The following is a 17,388-nucleotide window of genomic DNA, read 5'->3' on the forward strand; positions in this document are numbered from 1 at the left end:
GTTTACTCGTCGAGCCGAAGCGGTCGCACGTGTTACGAATCATCTATTTAGTCGCAGCCGGAGCGGCGCTCGCCTATGTCGGGCTCCTCCTCATGCTCTGGCACTATCAGGAACGGGTGCTGTTTCAGCCGCCTCGCGCGGTGCATGACGGACCCGTCCAGGCCGAGCGCGTTTCCTATCGGACCGCCGACGGAATCGAGCTCTTCGGTTTCCTCGTCGGCAACTGCCGATCGCCTCGAACCGCGGTAATCGCCTTCCACGGCAACGCTGACGTGTCCCGCTGGTTCATCCCGTGGGCCACGCGGCTCTCCCGCGAGGCCGACGCATGCGTCCTGTTGCCCGAGTATCGGGGATACGACGGAATCGGCGGGGGGCCTACGTACAGGACCTCCGCCCTCGACGCCGAAGCGGCCATGGATTTCCTGACGCGGCGGCTCGGCATCGCGCACACCGACGTCGTCCTCTACGGCCACTCGCTCGGCAGCGCCGTCGCCGCGGAGCTTGCTGCGCATGACACCCCGCGCGCGCTCGTCCTGCAATCGCCCCTGAGCACGGCAAAAGCGATGGCGGCCCGCCTGGGGGTGCCGGGGATATCCGGGCTGTGGCGACTCATCTCCCGCATCCACTTCGACACGCCGACGCGAGTTCACACGCTCCGCGCTCCCGTGTGGGTGTCGCACGGGGATCGCGACGTCGTGGTGCCGGTGCGCATGGGACGCGAGGTCTTCGCGGCGGCCGGGAACAAGGGCGAGTTACTCGTCGTTCGCGGCGCCGGACACAACGACGTTCCGGAGGTCGGCGGTCCGGCGTACTGGTCGTGGCTGGTGCGCGCCGTGGACAGTGGTGAGGCCCCGTCCGCCGGGGCTATTCTCGGCGCTGAAGCAGAAAAGCGATCGGCACCTTGATCGATTCGCCGAGCGCGTACTTCCACGACTCGCGCCAATTCGTCGAGATGGGGCTCGTCCGCGTCGGCGACGCATAGGCCGTGAGCCCGTAGCGTCGAGCTAGAATCGTCAGCCGCAACATGTGGAACGGATCGCTTACGAGAATCACCGTCCGCGACGGTTCGGCGTCCATCAGCGCCGCGACGTGCTGAAGTGATTCAGCCGTCGAGCGGCCTGCGTTCTCGATCATGATCGCGCGCGGCGTCACGCCGTGGTCGATGGCGTAGCGCTCGGCGACCGCGGCCTCGCTCGTCGTGTCGCGGTCGCCCGGACCGCCGGTAAAAATCAGCCGTGGCGCCAGGCCGCGGCGCCACAGATCGATCCCGTGGTCGATGCGGGCTCGAAAGACGGGCGACGGCCGGCCGCCGTATTGCGCGGCTCCCATGACGACGATTGCCGCGACGGGACGCGCGGTATCGCGATGCCCCCAGACATAGACGCCGACGAGCGACAACGCCCACCCGGCGAACATCAGAAGGCTCACGAGCCAGCCGAGCCGCCACCAATTCGCCCGTCGCGGCGGAAGCATACGCCGTCGAAACTAGAACGCGCTCGGCGGCGCGAACGGCCGCTCGCGTGCTGCATCATCCCACGGCCGCGACCGGTATTCTGCCATGGGCGCGAAATTAGTAGTTTGCGCGCCATGGACACCACCCCCGGCCTCCCGACGCTGCGCCTCGTGTCGCACCCTTTGGTGCAACACAAGCTGAGCATCCTCCGGGATCGCGAAACGCCGACGAAAATCTTCAAGGAGCTGGTCGACGAGATCGCGATGCTCCTCGCATACGAGGCGACGAGCGATCTGGTGCTCGCCGACGCCACGGTCGAGACGCCGCTCGAGCGAACCGTCGGCAAGCGTATGAGCGGCAAGAAGCTCACGCTCGTGCCGATCCTGCGCGCCGGCCTCGGGATGGTCGAAGGGATCTACCGCCTCGTTCCGGGCGCGCGGATCGGACACATCGGTCTCTATCGCGATCACGACACCCTCGAGCCGGTGGACTACTACTTCAAGGTCCCGGGCGACGCGTCCGAGCGGGACTTCTTCCTTCTCGATCCGATGCTCGCGACAGGCGGGAGCGCGGTCGCTGCCGTCGCGTCGCTCAAACGGGCCGGCGCGACGCGCATTCGCTTCATGTGCCTGGTCGCCGCCCCCGAAGGCGTTCGTCGGCTCGCGCGCGAGCATCCCGACGTCGTGGTGTATTGCGCCGCTCTCGATCGCGGCCTCAACGAACAGGGTTACATCCTACCGGGACTCGGGGATGCCGGCGACCGTCTCTTCGGAACCCGGTAGGGGTGAACGCTGAAACGAAAACGCGCCCCAAACGGGGCGCGCTCGTCAGATCCAGGTGATCCTCGTCAGCTGAACCACTCACGCGGCGCGTCGCGCTGCTGGTCCGCGGCCTCGACGATCCACTGCTGGGCCTCCGAATCCACGATCTCGGACCGGACTCGGTCGAACCAGGTCTCGGCCAACGTCGTGTCGCCGACTCGGCGCCACAACTCGCCGACCAAGTAGTTGATCACGGCTCGCTCGTCGCGCGGGACGCCGTCGAAGGCGCTCAGTGACTCCTCGAATTTCCAGGCCGCTTTCCGCCGGAAGAAGCGTTCGGCTTCGGTGTCGCCCTCGTCCACGCAGCACCAAGCCGCGCGGAGCAGGAGGTCGGCAACGTGCCGCGGTTCGGCGCCTTGCCACTCGGCCACCTTCGCGGCGGCCTCGTACTTCTCTGAACCCGTTCGCGTCCCGTTGTTGATCGCCGGCGCGAGCTCGGACCAAACACGCTCCTTCAGGATCGGCGATACGTCGGCGCCGTCGGTGAAATCACGATCGGCACCCGAGTAACCGCAACGACTGCACGTGTGAATGAGATACGGCAGCGGCTGCGTTCCCGCCGCGCGCTCGTGAAAGTCAGTACGCTTCCCGCCGAAAGAATTGGTGGATACTACCGTCTGCGAGCGGAAACGTGTCTCGCAGATTGGGCACTGAAGCTCTATCTGCTGCAGCGTGGTCATCGGTTCATCCCCGCCATGCGTCGGTCTTTCCAAAAGTCAAAATGGGAAGAACTGTGCCACATCTCACTCTGCTTTCGGCTACTGATTCGACGTTCTCGACTCTTGTTCACTTTTCAGATCGCCACTATCATTCCGCGTCCGTCGGAAACGTCGCGCCGCCTTCCCGCGCCCGGTCGAGAATGCTGATCAACCTGCTACCCGACTTCTTCGCCGTTCTCGATAGCACCGACCGACAAGCCGCGTACCAGCGCTACTTCAGCAGCCACCGCAAGATCCTCGAGCCGTACTGGCACAATTATGTGATCGATCCCGACGGTCCGCACTACGTGGACATCGTCCGATCGACCGTGTCGGCCGCACGTCCGGATTTGAGGGCGATGCTCGAGCGCACCGATGTGGTGTCGCTTGCACGCAACACCGAGCAGCAGTGCCGCGAGTTGCTTGCAATGGACTGTGACGTCGACGTCGTGTTGATGGTCGGCGTCGGAGCGGCGAATGCCGGCGAGTTGGTCGTCGACGGGCGCGGAATCGCGTTCGTCTGTCTCGAGCATTTTACCGGGCAGACGAACGCGGAGACACAGGGCCTCGGCCTCGACCCCGAGCTCATTCCGCTCTGGCTCGCCCACGAGATCGCGCACGTCGTGCGCTACACGTCGCCGACCAGTCGCAGCGAATTGCGCAACGTGATCCGCGACGCGAACGGATACTACTCGTACTGGGACACCGGACGGAGAACGCCCCTTCGCGAGCTGCTGATCAACGAAGGGCTCGCGATCCATGCGTCACGGCAGGTGAGCCCCGGACATGCCGCATGGGAATACTTCGGGTACGGCCGCCGCCAATACACCGAGGTGCGTCAACTCGAGTCGGTGCTCACACGAGCCATCGGCGGAGATTTGGATCGCTCCGGCCTCGGTCTCCGGCTCCGATACCTCTCGGGCGGCATGAGCGACGAAGCGCGCACGGTCGACCGCTACGTCATTCCCGAGCGAGCCGGTTATTACCTCGGCGCTCGGCTCTGCGAGCCGGCGATCGCCGCCAACGGAATTGCCTGGGCGATGCGCGCGAGCGGCGTCGAGATTTCAGCGCTCGGGCACGCGGCCGTCATGACCGCGTAGTTTCGCTCGGCGTGCGCCGGCGCGGCGCCTCATTTCCCAACGCAGAACCGTCGAAACACTTCGTCGAGCACGTCCTCGATGTCCACCGCGCCGATCAGGTCCTCGAGCATCGTCACCGCTTCGCGAAGATGAACGGCGGCTACCGTTGCCGGCACGTCGCCTCCCCGCCACGCCGACCGGAACGCGCGAACCTCCTCGAGTGCCTTCGCCACGGCATACCGATGTCGCTCGCGAGTCAGAATCGGCGCATCGGCGTGTAGCTCGCCGGCGTCGCCGGTCGCCAGGCTGGCGACGGACGACAACAGGAGGTCGAGGCCAGTGCCTGTTTCCGCGCTGACCCCAACGACGCTCGATGCGCCGATGATGTCGCGCACGGCTTCCAGCTCATTATCAGTCGGCGGCGCGAGGTCGATCTTCGTCCAAACCGCGACGATCGGCGCCGCTGTGCGGCCGGCGAGACTCGAGCCGATCTGACGCATCGACTCGCGGTCGTCGCCGCAGGCCAACACCACGGCCGCCCGCGCGACGTACGACGCGCTGACCTGAACGCCGAGCCGCTCGACCGGGTCCACGGCATCGCGGATTCCGGCCGTATCCACGAGACGCAACGGCAGCGACGGTGTATCGACGACAGCCTCGATCGCGTCGCGCGTGGTTCCCGGAATGTCGGTCACGATCGCCCGGCTTTCGCCGAGCAGTGCGTTGAACAACGAAGATTTGCCGACGTTCGGCGCGCCGGCGATCACCACCAGCGCACCCTCTCGGACCAATTCCCCCGCCCGCGCGGTCGCGAGAAGCTGATCGAGCGCGTTCACGACGGCGTCCGTCTGCCGAAGAATTCGCGCCGGCGCAATCGGCCCATCGTCCTCTTCGGGAAAGTCGATGTCGTACGCGATCAGCGCTTCGAGCGTGATCAGCTCGCTCCTGAGCGACGTGATTCGGCGCGTCAGCCCGCCGTCGAGCTGCCGCAGTGCCATAGCCTGGGCGGCGCGCGAGCCCGCGTCGATGAGATCGCCGGTGGCTTCGGCCTGTAGCACGTCGAGCTTCCCGTTGAGAACGGCGCGCCGCGTGAACTCGCCGGGACGAGCCAGCCGTGCGCCACGCCCGACGAGCGCCGCAACGACGGTCGCCGACACCACGGCGCCACCATGGGTAATCAGCTCGACGGAATCTTCGCCGGTGAACGACGCCGGCGCGTCGTAGCGGATCACCACGACTTGATCGAGCACGGTGCCCGCGACGTCGTGAACCTTGGTCAACGTCGCCACCCGCGCGGTCTCGGGCCACGATAGCAACGCGGCGCGGCCGATGTCGTGCGCGTTTTTTCCGGACAGGCGCACGACCGACAGCGCGCCCCGCCCGGGCGCCGTCGCCGGGGCGACGATCGTCTCCGATGAGTCGATCGGTGAACTGCTGGAATGCCGCGCCTGCTCGCGCGGCATCGTCACGCCGCCGCTGCTCCGTGAACCTCGAGCGACTCTCCCGGCTCGATGATGCGCACACCGGCACGCAGCGGATGGCGTTCGACGGCGGCACGCAGCCGTCGAATCGCGTCGTGCGCCGTCGCAGTCACGTGCCTGAACGTTCCCCAGTGATATGGGACGAAGATCCGCGCACGCAACCGCTCGAACAACTCGAGCGCGTCGTCGTGCGTCAGGTGGCCGCGCCGAAAACCCGGCTTCCACCACGGCGCGTAGCCGATCGGCAGCATCGCGAGATCGAGCTCCTGCCCACGCTCCCAGAGAACCCGCTCGACCAACCCGTGCGTATCGGTGTCGAGCGCGGTGTCCCCGGCGAAGAACGCCGTCGTCGCGCCGCCGTCGATCAGGTACATGTTTGCCGCGCTGCGCCACCGGTCGAAACCGTAGCGGTTGCCGCGGTGGGTCGCGGTCGCGGCGTGAACGCCGACCGAGGCAATCTCGAACCGCTCGCCCGGACCCACTGAAACGGTCTCGTTATAGCCGAGCCGCCGCAACCAGTTCGCCACGGCGGGCGGTGCGATGATCGGAATATCACGCTGCAGGCGGTCGAGAGAGTCGAACGACAAATGGTCGGCGTGCGCGTGCGTGAGCAGGATCGCGTCGAGTCTCGGAAGCTCGTCGAGGGCGATACCTGGCGCCGCCACGCGCGGCAGGATGCGGCCGAGGCGCGCGTCGAAGTTCGGGTCGGTGAGAAGCCGAGTCTCGCCGATCTGGATGAGCAGGGTCGCGTGGCCGATGTAGGTGACGTGCATGGTACCACCGTAACGTGCAACGGCCGTGCACGTCGCGCAGCGATCCGCCGTCTACGTCTTTCGCGTGGCCGGACCGGCCCGCGCCGCGCCCGCTGACCCGAGCGCCGGGGTCGACGAGACGCCCGCGCGCACGCGCTCCCGCGACAGGAACCACTGTTGCGGCAGCGCGGCGATGTTCTGCACGGCGTAGTAGAGGTTCAAGCCCGACGCGAAGTTCAGGAACAGGAACGTGAACATCACCGGCATCATGTAGCTCATCATCTTCGCCTGCGGGTTCGGCGGGCTCGAACGCATGCCGAGCCACGAGAGCAGGTACATCGATCCGCCCATCACGAGCGGGATGATGTAAAGCGGGTCCTTGAGCGCGAGGTCCGGAAGCCAGAGGAACGGCACGCCGCGAAACTCGATCGTGTTCTGGAACACGAAGTACAGCGCGAACAGCACGGGCATCGGCAACAGCATCGGCAGGCAGCCGAGCATCGGACTGAACGGACTCATGCCGTGGTCCTGATAGACCTTCACCAGGGCGTCGCGCTGCTTCTCCGGATCGCTCTTGTACTTCGCCTGAATCGCGGTCAGCTCGGGCTGCAGGCGTTGCATCTGGATGCTCGAGCGCATGGCCTTGTTGTTGAGCGGCCAGAGCAGAAGCCTGATGACGACGCCGAAGATGATCAGCACCCAGCCGTAGTTCACGCGCAGCGTCGCCTTCATCCAGAGCAACACGCGCATCACGATCGTCGCGAACGGCTGCACCACCGGATGGAGCCAGCCGGCGTACGGGTTGACGTTCTCGAGGTCGTTGTTCAGCGCGTGCAGTTCGGCCCACGACTGCGGCCCGATGTACAGGTCGAACGCGAACGCGTTGTTCTTGAGCGGTAGCGTCGTTCTCGCGTACGCAGCATCGACGACCTTGCCCGTGCGCGGCGCGCCGCGCAACAGGATGTCGCGAAAGATTCCCGCCGACGGCAGCGAACCGACGGGCTGCATCAAGGCTACGAGCCAATACTTCGTCTTCGCGGCGACCCACTGGAACGAACCGGTGTCGATGCGCGCGGACCCGGGCTCGAGTTTCGAGAACGCGACACTCGTCGGATCCCGCCTTGGAATCTTGAAAGCGAAGGCGAGGTGCCGCGAGTCGTCGAGCGTGTCCGCCTCGACGGATCGAATGCCCGAGGGAAGATCGATGACGAGCGTCGCCCCTGGCGGCGCGTTGTTGGCGCGGCCGCTCACCGAAAGACGGTAGCCATCCGACGTCGTCCGATAGCTGACGTTGATCGGCACCGACGAGAACGTGACCTCGTTGGGCGTCGGCGCCACCGTGAAATGGAGCGTGTCCAGCGCGATCGTGTCGGCGCCCGCGGCGAGTCGATAGACCAAGTGCAGCTTGCCCGCGGGAGCGATGACGACGTTCGTTCCCTTCGGATCGCCCGGCCGGAGATCGCGAAACGACGGAAGCGTCACGTCGCCCGGCGCGGCGCCGGGGTTCATCAGCGCGAACGTCGCGCGAGGCGTCGTGATCGTGGCGGCCTGCGCGATCGGTGTCGTGGTGCGGCGCGTCGTATCGGCCTTGGGAGCCGTCACCGTCGGTGCCTGCGGCGTGGCCGCCGCGCTATTCGCCGGCGCCGCGGTGCTGACAGCCGTGCTGTCGGCGCGCGTCGCCGCGGGAGGGGGCGCCGATCTCGACGAAAAAATCCGCGGCGTGAGTACGATGACGAGCGCCATCAAGGCGGCCGCGAGCAGCGTGCGTTTATCCATGCAGTGTTTCGGGCGGTCGAATGGCTTCGGACGGTCGAATGGCTATGGAACGGGGTCGTAGCCGCCGGGTCGGAACGGATGACACCGGGCAATCCGCCGCGCCGCCATCCACGCGCCGCGCATCGCGCCGTAGCGTTCGATCGCTTCGATCGCGTAGGCCGAGCAGCTTGGATAATAGCGGCACGAAGCGGGCAGTATCGGTGAGATCGCCACCTGGTAGCCGCGCACGAACAGGACCAGAACGCGCCGCATCTGCGCTACGCGCTCGGCGGCTCAGCGGCCGCGGGAGGCGCGACCCGGCGAAGGATCGCCGTGACGTCGGCCGCCAGCGCTTCCATTCGTGCGGCGTACGCCTCGCGCTTGGCTCGAATTGCCAGATCCAACGCCGCGCCGACACGCAACGAGGGCAGCAAGCGGATCCGCGCCAGCTCGCGAAGCCGACGCTTGAGTCGGTTTCGTTCGACAGCGGTCTGGTGATGGCGTGGCACGATGATACCGATCCGCGAATGCGAGAGAGGGGACGCGAGCACGCGGACGTCGAGGTACGCGGTGCGAATTCGCCTCCCCTCTTGAACCACCCTCTGAATGTCGAGGCGTCGCGTGAGACGCGCCTCGCGCGGAAATCCGAAGCCGTCCCCGCTCCCCTCGTCAGACGCCGGCGTACTTGCTCGGCAACTTGACGGTGAGGCGTTTGCGTCCCTTCTTCCGGCGCCGGCTGAGCACTTCGCGTCCCCATTTCGTTTCCATACGCGTCCGAAACCCGTGGGTTTTGATTCGGCGCTTGTTTCGCGGACGGTACGTCGGCTTACCCATTGGAGCACTCCAAAACGGTCAGAGCAGATTTGCGATATAGACCTTTAAGGTTAGTCCAGGCAGAGAGATAGTTCAAGACATTTTGCGCCGCCGCGCACGCGTTGGGTTTGCTTTTTCCACACAGCCCGTCTAGCTTCGCTGCCCCGCCGCAATCTCTCGTTCGCCGACATGTCGCTGACCGCCCACGAAGCTTGGAGCCGTCTGCTCGATCGCGCTCGTCAAGAGCTGCCCGAGCAGACCTACAGAACCTGGCTCGAGCCGACTGAGGCGCTGTCCATGAACGAGACGACGGTGTTCGTCGGTTGCCCGGACCAGTTCGCCGCCGACTGGAACGAGTCCAAGCATGCCGACATGCTGGCCAGCCTCGCTCCCATCGCACTCGGGCACCCGCTCAGCGTCGTGTTCAAGGTGACCGAAGAGCGGCGGGCCCGGTCGCAGATGGATTTGTTCATCGCGCAGCCGCCGCAGCGACCGATCACGCAGCAGAATGGCGGCATCAATTCGCCACCATTAAGCGATCGATACACGTTCGAGTATTTCGTCATCGGGAAATCCAACGAGCTCGCCGCCGCCGCCGCGCATGCCGTCGGCCAGGCCCCAGGCAAGGTCTACAACCCGCTCTTCATCTACGGCGACACGGGACTCGGCAAGACCCACCTCATGCAGGCCATCGCCCACGAGATCCTGCTCCGGAAGCCCGAGACGCGAATCACCTTCATCGGCACCGAGCAGTTCACCAACGAGCTCGTGGCCGCGATTCAGAACCGCACCACCGCAGACTTCCGCCGACGCTTCCGCGAGACGGACCTCCTCCTTGTCGACGACGTCCACTTCCTCAAAGGGAAGGAGGCGATGCAGGAGGAATTCTTTCACACCTTCAACGCTCTCTATGAAGCCGGGCGCCAGATCGTTCTCACCAGCGATCGACCTCCCGAGGAAATCCCTGGCCTCGAGGCGCGGCTCGTTTCGCGCTTCCACTGGGGAATGGTCGCCGATATCGAGATGCCCGATCTCGAGCACCGAATCGCCATCCTTCGCCAAAAAGCGCAGCTCGACCACCTGGAGTTGACGATTCCCGAAGAGGTGGTCCGGTTCATCGCCGAAAACGTGCGTTCGAGCGTGCGCGAGCTGGAAGGATCGATCATCAAGCTGCTCGCCTACGCGTCGCTCAAGCACCGCGAAATCACCGTCGACGTCGCTCGCGAGGCGCTACGCGACAAGCTCAAGCCGCTCCCGGGTGAAACCCCCGGCGGACCGGCGCTCAACGCCTTCGCGATCCAGCAGGCCGTGTCCAAGGAGTGGGGCGTTACCAACGAAGGGCTTCGCTCCAAAACGCGCACGAAGAACCTCACCGTACCGCGTCAGATCGCGATGTATCTGATGCGCGACCTACTCGGCATGCAGCTGGTCGAAATCGGCGCGGCGTTCGGGGGCCGCGATCACTCCACGGTCATCCACTCGCTCGAGCGCGTGATCGCCATGATGAACGAGGATCCATCGTTCGCGCAGCGTGTCGGTAGGATCAAAGCGGCGTTGGAAAGTCTCCGGAATTGAACATGACGATGCACGCTTTCCACAGCTTTTCAGTCCGCCGCCTCGCCGGACCCTGTGGGGATCTGGAGTACTATCATTGCCCACATGACGTCCACATGAGCCCCCATAGTGGAACTGCTTGATTCGATGTAACTTCCAGCGATTTTCCACTGGTCAACAACGACTACTACGGCTACTAGGTATTTCTCTTTTAAAAAGAGATCTAGTAAGGCCGAGTTGTTTTGCACAAAGAAGCGCAAAGGAGCCGCGATGCGGTTTACGATCTCCCGAGAAAAATTGCAGGAAGGTCTTGCCGCGGTCACCGCGAGCATACCGGCCAAGACGACGCTGCCGGTTCTCGCGAACATTCTCGTCGAGGCCACCGACAAGGGCATTCGATTGTCCGGCACGGACCTCGACATCGCCGTCACGACCGAGGTCGCGGCCGACGTCGAGACCACTGGCGCCACGACCGTCCCCGCGAAAAAGCTCAGTGAGATCGCTCGCGAGTTGCCGCCCGCGCCGGTTCGCATCGCCGCCGCCGGCGAGCAGCGTGTGACGCTCGATTGCGGTCGTTCGCACTTCAAGATTCTCGGCCTGCCGCGCGACGAGTTCCCGGCGTTCCCGAACGTTCGGTTCAACGAGAGCTGGCGCATTCGTTCCGGCGACCTGCAGAAGCTGATTTCGCACACGTCGTTCGCCGTCTCGACGGAGGAAAGCCGGCCGATTTTGAATGGCGTGCTGTGGGAGCTTCGGCCGGACATGATGCGAATGGTCGCGACGAACGGGCACCGGCTCGCCAAGATGGAGACGCCGATCAAGTCCGGCGGCGCTCCGTCGAGCGACTTGATCGTTCCCGCCAAGGCGCTCGAGCAGATCCGTCGTCTCTTTCCCGAGGACGAGGAGCTCGAGATCGCGAAGGGCGACAACCACCTCGGTTTCCGCTCGCCGTTCACGGCGGTCTTCACGCGTCTCATCGAAGGACCCTATCCGCCTTACGACGCGGTCCTTCCCAAGGACAACAACCGCGTCGCCATCGCCGACCGAACCGCGCTCACGAGCGCGCTGCGCCGAATGTCGATCATCGCGTCCGACCAGACGCACCGCATCCGGCTGTCCTTCAACGCCGGCATGCTCAAGTTCAGCGTACAGACCCCGGACCTCGGCGAGGCGACCGACGAATTGGCGGTTCGATACACCGGCGACCCTCTGGACATCGGCTTCAACGCGAACTATCTGCTCGAGATTCTGCGTTTCATTCCGACGGACGAAGTCCGGTTGACGTTCAAGGCGCCTGAGCGTGCGGCGACGATCGAGCCCGAAGGGTGGGCGGATCCGGCCTCGTACCTCTGTCTCGTGATGCCTTTGCGGCTGCTCGACTGATCGGCGTTTACTCTCGTCTCCCCGCCGGCGAAGTTGGGGAGGAGGTCGCGCGACGTGTTCAGTCTCATCACGCTTGTTCAGAGTCTCGGGCTGGCTTACGCGGCGGGGCTGAATCTCTACGCCACCGTCGCGATCACCGGGCTTGCCGTTCGCTACGGCTGGGTGCACAACGTGCCGACCACGATCGAAGGGTTCGGCAACCTCGCCGTCATCCTACTCGCGGTCGCGCTCTACAGCATCGAGTTCCTGGCCACCCTGATTCCAGGCGTCGCGTCGGCGTGGGAGACGCTGCACAGTCTGATTCGGCCGCCGGCGGCGGCGATGCTGGCCGCGGCCACGGCCTGGCATGCCGACCCGGTGATCGTGCTCATCGCCGCGCTGCTCGGCGGCGGGCTCGCGATCACCACGCACACCACCAAGCTCGGGCTCCGCTATGCGATCGACGCGTCGCCGGAGCCGATCACGAACAGCGTGGCGAATGGCGCCGAATTCGCGCTGGTCGCGGTGGTTGCCGTGGCTATCTGGCACCACCCGTTGATCACGCTCTTCTTCGCGTTAGTCGTGCTGGCGGGCCTGATCATGACCGTGCGTTTCATATGGAAAGCCCTTCGTCAGGTGTTCCGCGGCAGATGGATGCCGGCGGCCGGGCTGATGCAGGCGCCGCGAATGCGTGAAGAACGCATCAGCCGCGCGGTGCCGCGCGCGGACCTCTTCGACGACGACTGAAGAAACGCGAAACGGCGCGCCGTGTTCTCGGCGCGCCGTCGGTCGCGAACCTGTAAGCCGGATTCTGTGCGCCGGACCGAAGTCCGGGCGGCGGTCATTCCTCTCGGAGCGCGGTCGCCCGCGCCCTCCAGCAGCCTACCCGCAGCGTGTTGATCGAGGTGGGCGCCTCTCGCTGCTTATTTGGCCTTGCTCCCGCTGGGGTTTGCCGTGCCGCGTCTGTTGCCAGCCGCGCGGTGGGCTCTTACCCCACCATTTCACCCTTGCCCGTGCATTCGAGTTTCCTCAAAGCCGTCGGCGGTGTGTTTTCTGTTGCACTCTCCGTCGTCGCTCCGGCCGAAGCCGGTGACGCCCAGTAGTTATCTGGCAGCGTGCCCAAGGAGTCCGGACTTTCCTCGAGCGGCGATGAAACGCTACCACTCGCGACCACCCGGTTGGCGACCTATTTCAAACATAATGATCGCGCCGCGCCGGAGCGTTCGCAAACGCGTCGCACCTGACGGCGCGCTGACGGCCGTGTTCTACCGTCGTCGCACACGAGCCGAGGACGACTCGTGTAGCCGTCGAATCCCACCCATTCGCCGCGCAGGAACCGATCAATGCATCCCGATCCACGCAATACCGCGAAGCCGCTCGCGATCGTCACGATGTTGACTCCCATTGAGCGGCTCCGCGTCGACGCCGCCGGAGACGGATGGTATCAGACCATCCACCGCGATTCCGTCGCGGAAGTGGTTCAAGATCTCAAGACGCAACGCGCGGGAGCGGTCGTGCTCTCCGTCGCCCGCTGCGACTCCACTGAGAGAGCCGCAGTCGCCGCGCTGGTGCGTGAATTCCCGCGCGTTCCCACCGTGGCGCTGCTCACGAGCGTGGACCGGGCGGCCCCGCAGGCAATGCTCTCGCTCGGATCGACGGGAGTACGCCAACTCGTCGACGTGCGCGAGGCGGACGGATGGCGTGAGCTGCGGAACTATCTGCTCACGACGCGCGCCGAGGACATTCAGCGCGAGGCATTGGGGCAGCTCGCCATCGATCTCGCCGGCGTGTCGCACGACTGCTGGCGTTTCTTCGAGGCGCTCTTTCTCGTGCCGGCGCACGTATCCACCGTTCGGGCGCTCGCTCGTCGGCTGGACGTGCTGCCCAGCACGCTGATGAGCAGATTTTTCAGAGCCAAGCTGCCGGCCCCGAAGCGCTACCTGGCGATGGCACGGCTGGTGCGCGCCGCGAGGCTCTTCGAGAATCCAGGCTTCTCCGTGGCGAACATCGCGAACCACATGGACTACTCGTCGCCCCAGAGCTTCGGACGCCACGTGCGGATGCTGCTCAACATGACGGCGTTGCAGTTGCGCGATTCGTACGACGGTCGCGGAATGTTCGAGCTGTTCCGCGCCACGCTCGTTCTGCCGCACCTCGAGCCGCTGCACCGGCTTCGTCCCCTCGCGCCCAATTGGGGCTCGCCGGCCGCGCGCCAGGTGATCCATTAGTCGCCTCGCGCTTCACCCCTCACCGAGGCGGCGGGCATCGTCGCCATGATCTCCTTCGCGCGCGCGAGCGAGATCACGCGATGCCCCTGCGCCTCGATCGCCTCTCGCCCTCCCTCCTCGCGGTCGACGAGCGCGAGCACGCCGACGATCGATCCGCCGCCCGCACTCACGGCGTCGATCGCGCGAAGCGCCGACGAGCCGGTGGTGATCGTGTCTTCGATCACGACCACCGAGTCGCCCGGCCTGAACGGCCCCTCGATCAGCCGCCCAGTCCCGTGGGACTTCGCTTCCTTGCGCACCGTAAAGGCGCGAACCGGTGCGCCGGTCGTCGCGCTCGCGTACGCGATGGCGTAGGCGATCGGATCCGCGCCGAGCGTCAGTCCGCCGACCGAGTCCGCCTGCCACCCCGCTTCGCGAATGGCCTCCAAACCCAACGGGCCGATCAACGCGAGGCCGTCCGGGCTCATTGTGGTGATCCGCGCGTCGATGTATAAGGAAGACTGCCGACCGGATGCCAGCGTGAAGTTGCCTCGCTTCGCCGAGCGCGTCGCGAGAAGCGTTATCAAGTCGTTTCGTTTCGACATGGCGGGTGCTAGTCTGTGTCGGCGATCAATTAAACACCGTCCGCCCAAATCAACACCATATGGTGCGCGCCGCGCTCGCCAGATTCTCTCTGCGCGAGGTTTCGCTCCTCCTTACGACCGCGCTGCTGTTCATGATTTGCGGCCTCGTGGCGAGCGACAGCGCCCTGTCACGCGCCGCGCAGCGCGAGGCCGAGATCGACGCGTTGGAGTCGAGCTATGCCGTGAGCGCGGTGCTGAGGAGCCCCGGCGTGTTGGCGGCGCCGGCCTCCAGTCCGGCCCTCCGCACGATCGTTCAGCGAGCCCCCGGCGAGCGGGTCGCCGCCGCGCTCATCGCGGGGCACGATACGGTGCTCGCCGTGGGCAAGCGCGCGGCGCTGCGTGGTGCTCTCACGGCGTCGGTTCGTGTCGAAGTGCCCGACACGCTCGTGTGGACGCTCGTCGTCGCCCACGAGATGACCTTCGAGCCGCTGCGAATCGCGCTCTGGGTTCTGAGCCTGCTCACCGTCGCGCTCCTCGGCTACGGTTTGATCCGGGAACGCCGTCAAACCGTTCGAGTCGCCGGCAGGTCCGCGGAGCTCGAACGTCTCTACAGCGAGGTGGCTCGCGCCAACACGGCAAAGAGCGAGTTTCTCGCGAACATCTCGCACGAGCTGCGCACGCCGCTCAACGCCATCGTCGGGTTCGTCGAGCTGCTCAAGGACGGCGTCTACGGTGATCTCACTCTGCGCCAGGTGCCGCCGGTCGATCGCATCGCCGCCTCCGCGACGCACCTGCGCCACCTCGTCGACCAGGTGCTCGACATTGCGAAGATCGCGGCCGGGCGCCTCGAGGTGCACGCCGAGACGATCGTGCTCCGCCCGTTCGTGCTTAACGTCGCCAGCGAGCTCGAGTCGTTGGTCAACGAGCGAGGATTGAGTTTCTCGATCGCCGTCGGCGCATCGCTGCCCAAGTTGCGCACCGATCCGACGCACCTGCGCCAGATACTTGTGAACCTCATCGGCAACGCGATCAAGTACACGCCTTCCGGCGGCGTCGCCGTGCGCGGACGGCTGATCGGAGCGGCGCCTCGCGGACCGCGCCGCCCCACGCCCGACGATCCGGTCCTGAACTCTCAATCCCCGGACCCGCGTCGAATCTGGATCGCGTTGCAGGTCGTCGACACCGGTGTCGGCATCGCGCCAGCGGATCAATCGCGAATCTTCGAGGAGTTCGAGCAGGTGAACGCTGGTCCGCGCAGCGAATCGATGCAGCGCGGCACCGGACTCGGACTCGCCATCTCGCGGCGGCTCGCGCAACTCCTCGGCGGCGACATTCGCGTCGAGAGTCAGCTCGGCAAAGGATCCACGTTTACACTCTGGCTGCCCGTGAATCCGGCGGATCTGGAAACCTCGGGCGCCGAGCCGGTCGCGGCGCCCGAAGCCGGGTCGACGATCACTCCTTCCGACGAAAGATCGACGCCAGCTTCGCCGTGAATCCCTGCTTTTCCGTCTGTCCTGGCGAAGACGTCGCCTGACAAAACTCGCGCGCGAACTCGACGACGTCGGAGTAGCGCTTCGGCGGCTCCTTGCTCAATCCACGCATCACGACCGCTTCCACAGCCGTCGAGAACTTGAGGCCGGGCTTCGCCTGGTTCAGCGGAATCGGCGGCTGCGAGAGAAGCTGCGAGAACATTTCGCGCGGCGTCTTGGCCGGAAACGGCAGCGCACCCGTGAGCAGAAAGTAGGCGATCGTCGCCAGACTGTACTGATCGGCCAGCGGGCCCACGAGCTCGCCCGATAGCGCCTCGGGCGCCACGTACATGAGCGTTCCGACGAAGAACCCGGCGCGCGTGAGGCGTTGCTCCGGCGACATGTCCGTGTCCGTCGCGATGCCGAAGTCCAGTAGCTTCACCTGTCGCGCCGTCGAATCGTACATCACGTTCTCGGGCTTGAGATCGCGGTGAACGATGCCGACTGAATGCGCGGCGTGCACGGCATCCGCGATCTGGCGCACGACGGCGCACACTTCGTCGACCGGCAGCGGCCCCTTCTGCTTGGCGTACTTCTCGAGGATGTCGCCCGCCGCCCACTCGATGGCGAGGAAATGCATCCCCGGTTCGGCTTCGCCGATCTCGATCGTCCGAACGACGTTTGGATGCTGTACGCGCTCGCCGTAGCGGGCCTCGCGCAGGAAGCGGGCGACCGCGGTGCGGTCCTGCCGCAGCTTCTCGCGCAACACTTTTACGGCGACGGTTCCGTGCGACGCGTGATGCGCGCGGAACACCGCCGACGTTCCACCTTCGCCGACTTCGCTCTGGAGCGAATAGCCGGCAATCGTTTGTCCTACGAGATTTTCCCGGGGCACGGCGCGAACCTAACGTCGCGCCCCAGGCTCGGCAAGAATGCCGGACCACGTTGCTTGACAAATTCGGGAGGGCGCTTCTATATAGGGCCGCGCAAGCCGTCCCGGCTTGCTCAGCGCCCATGCAGGAGCGATTCATCCTGTCGGAGGCAGCGCGAATGGCCAGAGGTAAGGTGAAGTGGTTCAATGACGCCAAGGGGTATGGCTTCATTGAACAAGACGGCGGTGAGGACGTTTTCGTCCACTTCTCCGCCATCAGTATGGAAGGGTTCAAGACGCTCGCCGAAGGACAGGAAGTGGAGTTCGAGATCCGCACCGGTGAGAAAGGGCTCCACGCCGCGAACGTGGTCCGCGTCTGACTCGACCGCGGGAAGAACGAAACCCTGCAGCCGCCCGCCAGCGATGGCGGGCGGTGCTGTTTTCAGCCCTTCCCGGTCCGAAATCCCGCGCGACCATATGTCGTGGGAT

18 protein-coding genes, 1 other RNA gene and 1 pseudogene are annotated in these 17,388 nt (G+C 65.5%); 9 read left to right on the forward strand and 11 right to left on the reverse strand.

Going from position 1 to position 17,388, the window contains the following annotated elements:
• The first annotated feature begins 29 nt into the window (after positions 1–29).
• A complete protein-coding gene (locus tag VGQ44_02965; protein HEV8445747.1) occupies positions 30–905 on the forward strand; it encodes an alpha/beta fold hydrolase in 876 nt (291 codons plus the stop codon).
• Here the strand turns inward: VGQ44_02965 and VGQ44_02970 are convergent.
• Positions 865–1,473, reverse strand: a complete 609-nt coding sequence (locus VGQ44_02970; protein ID HEV8445748.1) for a YdcF family protein — start codon at positions 1,471–1,473, stop codon at positions 865–867. The genes VGQ44_02965 and VGQ44_02970 overlap by 41 nt on opposite strands.
• A 114-nt stretch (positions 1,474–1,587) precedes the next feature.
• On the opposite strand from VGQ44_02970, the gene upp reads away from it, so the two are divergent.
• Positions 1,588–2,235, forward strand: coding sequence for a uracil phosphoribosyltransferase (gene upp / locus VGQ44_02975; protein HEV8445749.1), 648 nt, complete (start codon positions 1,588–1,590; stop codon positions 2,233–2,235).
• A gap of 65 nt (positions 2,236–2,300) precedes the next feature.
• On the opposite strand, the gene VGQ44_02980 is transcribed toward upp, so the two are convergent.
• A complete protein-coding gene (locus VGQ44_02980; GenBank protein ID HEV8445750.1) occupies positions 2,301–2,954 on the reverse strand; it encodes a DUF2225 domain-containing protein in 654 nt (217 codons plus the stop codon).
• A 179-nt stretch (positions 2,955–3,133) separates the two neighbouring features.
• On the opposite strand from VGQ44_02980, the gene VGQ44_02985 reads away from it, so the two are divergent.
• Positions 3,134–4,072, forward strand: coding sequence for a hypothetical protein (locus tag VGQ44_02985; GenBank protein HEV8445751.1), 939 nt, complete (start codon positions 3,134–3,136; stop codon positions 4,070–4,072).
• Between the two features lie 29 nt (positions 4,073–4,101).
• Here the strand turns inward: VGQ44_02985 and mnmE are convergent, their stop codons facing one another.
• The 6 genes and pseudogenes from mnmE to rpmH all read right to left on the reverse strand — a co-directional run bounded on the left by mnmE (position 4,102) and on the right by rpmH (position 8,873).
• Positions 4,102–5,514 (reverse strand): tRNA uridine-5-carboxymethylaminomethyl(34) synthesis GTPase MnmE, encoded by a 1,413-nt coding sequence (gene mnmE / locus VGQ44_02990; GenBank protein ID HEV8445752.1) that lies wholly within the window; start codon positions 5,512–5,514, stop codon positions 4,102–4,104.
• Between the two features lie 2 nt (positions 5,515–5,516).
• The gene (locus tag VGQ44_02995) at positions 5,517–6,305 is read right to left on the reverse strand and encodes an MBL fold metallo-hydrolase (GenBank protein HEV8445753.1); all 789 of its coding nucleotides are present in this window, start codon (positions 6,303–6,305) and stop codon (positions 5,517–5,519) included.
• Positions 6,306–6,356: 51 nt separating this feature from the next.
• Positions 6,357–8,060, reverse strand: a complete 1,704-nt coding sequence (locus tag VGQ44_03000) for a YidC/Oxa1 family insertase periplasmic-domain containing protein (protein ID HEV8445754.1) — start codon at positions 8,058–8,060, stop codon at positions 6,357–6,359.
• A gap of 42 nt (positions 8,061–8,102) precedes the next feature.
• On the reverse strand, positions 8,103–8,312 hold the full coding sequence (gene yidD, locus VGQ44_03005) for a membrane protein insertion efficiency factor YidD (GenBank protein HEV8445755.1): 210 nt from the start codon (positions 8,310–8,312) through the stop codon (positions 8,103–8,105).
• 5 nt (positions 8,313–8,317) lie between these two features.
• Positions 8,318–8,671 (reverse strand): annotated as a pseudogene (rnpA, locus tag VGQ44_03010) (ribonuclease P protein component).
• A 37-nt stretch (positions 8,672–8,708) separates the two neighbouring features.
• Positions 8,709–8,873: a 50S ribosomal protein L34 gene (rpmH, locus tag VGQ44_03015; GenBank protein HEV8445756.1), complete on the reverse strand. Its 165-nt coding sequence runs from the start codon at positions 8,871–8,873 to the stop codon at positions 8,709–8,711.
• A gap of 168 nt (positions 8,874–9,041) precedes the next feature.
• Here rpmH and dnaA point away from each other — a divergent pair, with 168 nt between their 5' ends.
• From dnaA to VGQ44_03030, 3 genes are all read left to right on the forward strand, one after another.
• The gene (dnaA, locus tag VGQ44_03020) at positions 9,042–10,427 is read left to right on the forward strand and encodes a chromosomal replication initiator protein DnaA (protein HEV8445757.1); all 1,386 of its coding nucleotides are present in this window, start codon (positions 9,042–9,044) and stop codon (positions 10,425–10,427) included.
• Between the two features lie 249 nt (positions 10,428–10,676).
• Positions 10,677–11,789: a DNA polymerase III subunit beta gene (gene dnaN / locus VGQ44_03025; GenBank protein ID HEV8445758.1), complete on the forward strand. Its 1,113-nt coding sequence runs from the start codon at positions 10,677–10,679 to the stop codon at positions 11,787–11,789.
• 54 nt (positions 11,790–11,843) lie between these two features.
• A complete protein-coding gene (locus VGQ44_03030; GenBank protein HEV8445759.1) occupies positions 11,844–12,515 on the forward strand; it encodes a DUF4126 domain-containing protein in 672 nt (223 codons plus the stop codon).
• 37 nt (positions 12,516–12,552) lie between these two features.
• Here the strand turns inward: VGQ44_03030 and rnpB are convergent.
• Positions 12,553–12,954, reverse strand: an RNA gene (gene rnpB, locus VGQ44_03035) — RNase P RNA component class A.
• A 157-nt stretch (positions 12,955–13,111) separates the two neighbouring features.
• Here rnpB and VGQ44_03040 point away from each other — a divergent pair.
• Entirely contained in the window at positions 13,112–13,996 is an 885-nt protein-coding gene (locus tag VGQ44_03040) for a helix-turn-helix domain-containing protein (protein ID HEV8445760.1), read from the forward strand.
• Here VGQ44_03040 and pyrE read toward each other — a convergent pair.
• Positions 13,993–14,580: an orotate phosphoribosyltransferase gene (gene pyrE, locus VGQ44_03045; GenBank protein ID HEV8445761.1), complete on the reverse strand. Its 588-nt coding sequence runs from the start codon at positions 14,578–14,580 to the stop codon at positions 13,993–13,995. The two genes, VGQ44_03040 and pyrE, sit on opposite strands and share 4 nt — an antisense overlap.
• A 62-nt stretch (positions 14,581–14,642) precedes the next feature.
• Here pyrE and VGQ44_03050 point away from each other — a divergent pair, with 62 nt between their 5' ends.
• Positions 14,643–16,052 (forward strand): ATP-binding protein, encoded by a 1,410-nt coding sequence (locus VGQ44_03050; GenBank protein ID HEV8445762.1) that lies wholly within the window; start codon positions 14,643–14,645, stop codon positions 16,050–16,052.
• On the opposite strand, the gene VGQ44_03055 is transcribed toward VGQ44_03050, so the two are convergent.
• Positions 16,012–16,923: a serine/threonine-protein kinase gene (locus VGQ44_03055; protein HEV8445763.1), complete on the reverse strand. Its 912-nt coding sequence runs from the start codon at positions 16,921–16,923 to the stop codon at positions 16,012–16,014. The two genes, VGQ44_03050 and VGQ44_03055, sit on opposite strands and share 41 nt — an antisense overlap.
• Before the next feature lie 155 nt (positions 16,924–17,078).
• Between VGQ44_03055 and VGQ44_03060 the strand changes: the two genes are divergently transcribed.
• Positions 17,079–17,279, forward strand: coding sequence for a cold-shock protein (locus VGQ44_03060; GenBank protein ID HEV8445764.1), 201 nt, complete (start codon positions 17,079–17,081; stop codon positions 17,277–17,279).
• Positions 17,280–17,388 lie beyond the last annotated feature (109 nt).

The organism is Gemmatimonadaceae bacterium (assembly GCA_036003045.1).
Taxonomy (GTDB): domain Bacteria; phylum Gemmatimonadota; class Gemmatimonadetes; order Gemmatimonadales; family Gemmatimonadaceae; genus JAQBQB01.